Below are 4,444 nucleotides of genomic sequence, written 5' to 3'. Positions count from 1 at the left end.
AGGCGATGATTTTGCGGACTTCCGCCATGGCTTCCGGGCCGATGCCGTCGCCGGGCAGAAGGAAGAGGTTGCGCACAGTCATGGATAGTCCTTCTCGCGGGGAAAACCGGCTGCATGTCTCCTGAAATCGCAGTCGATTTAAGGAAACATGCAGCCCTTTGAACTTCTGCAGCGGCCCTGATGCGTCTGAACAGGCGCACGGGCGCTGCCGGGCGCGTTCTTAGCGCAACTTCGTGTCGAGGGAAATCATTCCGACGAAAGATTTGTGCGTCCGCGTTGGCCGTGCGTTCCCGGAGAAACAGGCGGTTGCGCGGGCAGATGGAATGCTGCCGGAGCGAGCGTGCCCGAGGGCAGGCTCACCCACCGGGAGAGGAGCGCAATCATGCGGAAATTCATCCGCGCCGTAACGGCGATAATGCAGGCGACCATCGATGCCCTGACCTTTGTCGGTCGTGGTCGCGGGCGGTGACCGCTCTAGCGGTTAGCAGCACAAGGAGGATGCAAGGAATGGGGCGGCCACCGCCCCATTCCGCCAGTGCCACGGCTGGCATCGAAGGCCTTGCTTTTCTCTTGACGGAATCGGTACTGCGGGATCGAATGCCGACGATACAATCAGGAATATGCCATGTCCGAGACGCTGCTGATCGGAGCCTTTCTCGCCGCCCTCTCCTATACGCTCATTCCGGGCCCCGCCTTTCTGGCGTTGCTCGGCATCGGCGCCGGCCAGGGGCGCAAGGCAGGCGCCCTGTTCATGGGCGGACATCTGGCCGGTGACATTCTCTGGTCGACACTGGCGCTGGTCGCAATCGTCGGCGCGCGTTCGGTCGGTAGCACGATCTTTGATATTCTCGGCCTCTTCTGCGGTGTCTATCTCGGCTGGATCGGCTGGACGGCGCTGCGGGCACGGCCCGCCGGCGAGAACCGGGCGCTGCTGACGGTCGAGCGCCCCTTGCGGCGCGGGCTGATCTTCGGGCTCACCAATCCCAAGGGCTATCCGGTGGCGCTCGCCACCTTCACGGCGCTGCTCGCCGGTTCCGCCAACGCGCTCGATTTCGATGCGCTTCCGGCGCTGCTTGGCGTTTCGCTCATCGGCTTTCTTGTCGCCGACCTGATCCTCATCGTCATCATCGGCGCTTCGGTGGTGCGGCGCTTCTATCGCCGCCACGAACTGGCGATCGTCAGGCTCTCCGGTCTCCTTTTCATGGGCTTCGCCCTCCAGGCCATCTGGCACGCCGCCCCTGGCCTTCTCGGTCTGCGTAAACCTTGACGGTAATCCCGCCGACAACCACCTTCATTTTCGCCGCTTCCTGATGTCATGGGTCGGCGGCCCCCTCCCCGGTCATAAGCCGGATCGCATGCGAAAGGATTTCTGATGACCACCAGCACCCCGCTCAATCCCGCGCTCACGTCATGGACCGGCCATGAGGGCCTGCCGCGCTTCGATCTGGTCAAGGACGAGGATTTCGCCCCGACTTTCGAAGCCGCTTTCAGGGAACATGAAGCGGAGATCGACGCGATTGCAGGAAACCCTGCGGCGCCCACCTTCGAGAATACGATCGTTGCGCTTGAAATCGCCGGTGACGGACTTTCGCGCGTGTCCTCGATCTTCTGGAACAAGGCCGGCGCCGACACTAACGAGACGATCCAGGCGCTGGAACGCGACATCGCCCCGAAGATGTCGCGGCACTATTCGAAGATCGGCATGAATGCAGCGCTGTTCAAGCGCATCGATACGCTGTGGGAAGGGCGTCAGTCCCTGGGGCTCGATCTCGAAGCGACGCGCGTGCTCGAGCGCCACTGGAAGGGTTTCGTCAAATCCGGCGCCAAGCTCGCGAAGCCCGAACAGGAGCGGCTGGCAGCGATCAACGAGAAACTCGCGGGTATCGGCGCCAAGTTCGGCCAGAACGTGCTGGCCGACGAGAAGAATTGGGTCCTGTTCCTGGAGAGCGAAGATCAGCTAGCCGGCGTGCCGGACTTCCTGCGCGACGCCATGGCGGCGGTCGCCGAAGATCGCGGACAGAAGGGGAAATACGCGGTCACCTTGTCGCGCTCGATCATCGAGCCGTTCCTGACCTTCTCCGACAATCGCGAGCTTCGTGAGCAAGCCTTCCGCGCCTGGATCGCGCGCGGTGAAAACGGCGGCGACACCGACAATCGCGGGCTGATCGCCGAGATGCTGGCGCTGCGGGCCGAAAAGGCGAAGCTGCTCGGTTATGAAAACTTCGCATCGCTGAAGCTCGACGACACCATGGCGAAGACACCCGCCGCCGTGAACGGCCTCTTGATGCAGGTCTGGGAAAAGGCCGTTGCCCGCGCTCGCGAGGAAGAGGCTGAGCTCGCCCGGCTCGTTGCCGACGAAGGGCGCAATCACGACGTCATGCCGTGGGACTGGCGCCACTACGCCGAGAAGCTCCGGGCCGAGAAGTTCAATTTCTCCGAAGGCGAACTCAAGCCTTACCTGCAGCTCGAAAAAATCATCGAGGCCTGCTTCGACGTTGCCAAGCGTCTGTTCGGCATCACCGCGACAGAGAAGAAGGGCATCGCCGCATACCATCCCGATGTGCGTGTCTTCGAGATCAAGGACGCATCCGGCAAGTTGGTGGCGCTGTTCCTCGGCGACTATTTCGCCCGGTCATCGAAGCGTTCCGGCGCCTGGATGAGTTCGTTCCAGTCCCAGCACAAGCTCAAGCTGAAGAACGGCGCGGAAGGCGAGCTGCCGATCATCTACAACGTCTGCAATTTCGCCAAGCCCGCCGAAGGCAAGCCGGCGTTGTTGTCGCTCGACGATGCCCGCACGCTCTTCCACGAGTTCGGACACGCATTGCATGGCATGCTATCCAACGTCACCTATCCTTCGGTTTCCGGCACGGGCGTCTCGCGCGACTTCGTCGAGCTGCCGTCGCAGCTTTACGAACATTGGCTGACGGTGCCGGAGATCCTCAAGCGTTACGCGGTGCATTACCAGACCGGTGAGCCGATGCCGCAGACGCTGCTCGACAAGGTGTTGGCGGCACGAACCTTCAACTCCGGCTTTGCAACGGTCGAGTTCACCTCGTCCGCGCTGGTCGACATGGCCTATCACACGGCTGAAGTGACGACGGAACCGATGGCGCTCGAAGCCAAGAAGCTCGACGAGATCGGCATGCCGAAATCCATCGTCATGCGTCACCGCAGCCCACACTTCCTGCACGTCTTCTCGGGCGACGGCTACTCGGCCGGCTACTATTCCTACATGTGGTCGGAAGTGCTCGACGCCGACGCCTTCGCGGCCTTCGAGGAAACCGGCAACGCCTTCGATCCGGCCATGGCCGCTCGCCTCAAGGACAACATCTATTCGGTCGGCGGCTCGATCGATCCGGAAGATGCCTACAAGGCCTTCCGCGGCAAGCTGCCGAGCCCGGATGCGATGCTGGCCAAGAAAGGTCTGGCCGCCTGAGCCGCACCAATCTCCGATCACGCCATCCGGCGTGATCGGTTGTTCCAAAGTCCCCGCGCCGTCTCGCAAGCTGCCTCGAAGTCGTCGTGATTGCGGAGACTGATGAGGGCGGCAGCCGCCGTTGTGATGATGATCGTTTCGGCGCGTTCGTCGCGGGCAGCACCGGTCCAGACTGCCTGCCAGTATTCGCGACTGCTGAGACCCGTGCGCGGCTCGGCCCGCGGTGCAATCCCCGCCGGAATGATGAGGTCGGAGACTTCTCCGCCGACAAGGCGGAATAGCGGCGTCTGGCGATAGGGCGTGAACTCGGCGTGGTCGCGGGTGTTACCGAGGATCGTCAGTTCTCTCGTGCCGAGCAGCATGGCGATGTCGCGGCTAAGCGTGCGGCTCGAGGGATTGGCGACGCCGAGCAGGGTTGCCCGCCCGCCCATCGGATTGATGAGGTGAATGGCGGCGTTCAACGGCATGCGCATCTCCATCAGCCGATAGAGCCCCAGCAAGCGATAGATTTGCGGCGCAAACGCAGACAGCGGCAGATAGGCGATACCTGTCGATGCAAGCGCTGACTTTGTCGCCGCGATCGATGCGCAGATCGGGATTCCGGCTGCGGAAGCGGCGATCTCGAGCTTGTGCCGTTCCTCGTTGTCCTCACCATAGTTCCCGTGCAGCACGATGCGATGACCGGCTTCAGCGACAAGGCGCGCCGCATGCAGGAACCAGGGTGCAGTCTTCAGTTTCGGCGAGAGGTAGCAGGGCCAGTCGAGATCGGCGACGCCGCTACCCGGCTCGATCGCGCCGATATGGTGGCGCATGGCGCGCACGAAACCAGCCACTTCGACCGCTGTCGGCCCGCGATAGTGCAGTACAGTCATCAGCGCGCCGATCTGTACCGGGTCCGCCTCGCCGGCAAGGATGACCGCCAGCGCATCTTCAGCTTCACTTTCACTTAGCGGAACTCTCATAAACTGCCCGGGTTGTCCTGCCGCCGGGTTCGGCCACGGCGCACAG

At 62.8% G+C, this 4,444-nt stretch carries 3 protein-coding genes; 2 read left to right on the top strand and 1 reads right to left on the bottom strand.

The window, feature by feature from the left end; genetic code table 11:
- Positions 1-625: 625 nt before the first annotated feature.
- On the top strand, positions 626-1,267 hold the full coding sequence (locus I8N66_RS36240) for a LysE family translocator (RefSeq protein WP_223725923.1): 642 nt from the start codon (positions 626-628) through the stop codon (positions 1,265-1,267).
- 105 nt (positions 1,268-1,372) lie between these two features.
- Positions 1,373-3,436, top strand: a complete 2,064-nt coding sequence (locus tag I8N66_RS36235) for a M3 family metallopeptidase (RefSeq protein WP_113535422.1) — start codon at positions 1,373-1,375, stop codon at positions 3,434-3,436.
- Positions 3,437-3,453: 17 nt separating this feature from the next.
- On the opposite strand, the gene I8N66_RS36230 is transcribed toward I8N66_RS36235, so the two are convergent.
- Positions 3,454-4,444, bottom strand: a 991-nt coding sequence (locus I8N66_RS36230) for a glycosyl transferase family protein (RefSeq protein ID WP_291165143.1), incomplete at its 5' end; no start/stop codon positions are given.

This window comes from Ensifer sp. SSB1, from assembly GCF_016652895.1.
GTDB lineage: Bacteria > Pseudomonadota > Alphaproteobacteria > Rhizobiales > Rhizobiaceae > Ensifer.
This window is presented reverse-complemented; position numbering and strand designations above follow the sequence as displayed.

Bases quoted from the DNA above. Each gene is read 5' to 3' on its own strand.
- I8N66_RS36235 (WP_113535422.1), top strand. From the start codon at position 1,373: ATGACCACCAGCACCCCGCTCAATCCCGCGCTCACGTCATGGACCGGC.
- I8N66_RS36240 (WP_223725923.1), top strand. From the start codon at position 626: ATGTCCGAGACGCTGCTGATCGGAGCCTTTCTCGCCGCCCTCTCCTAT.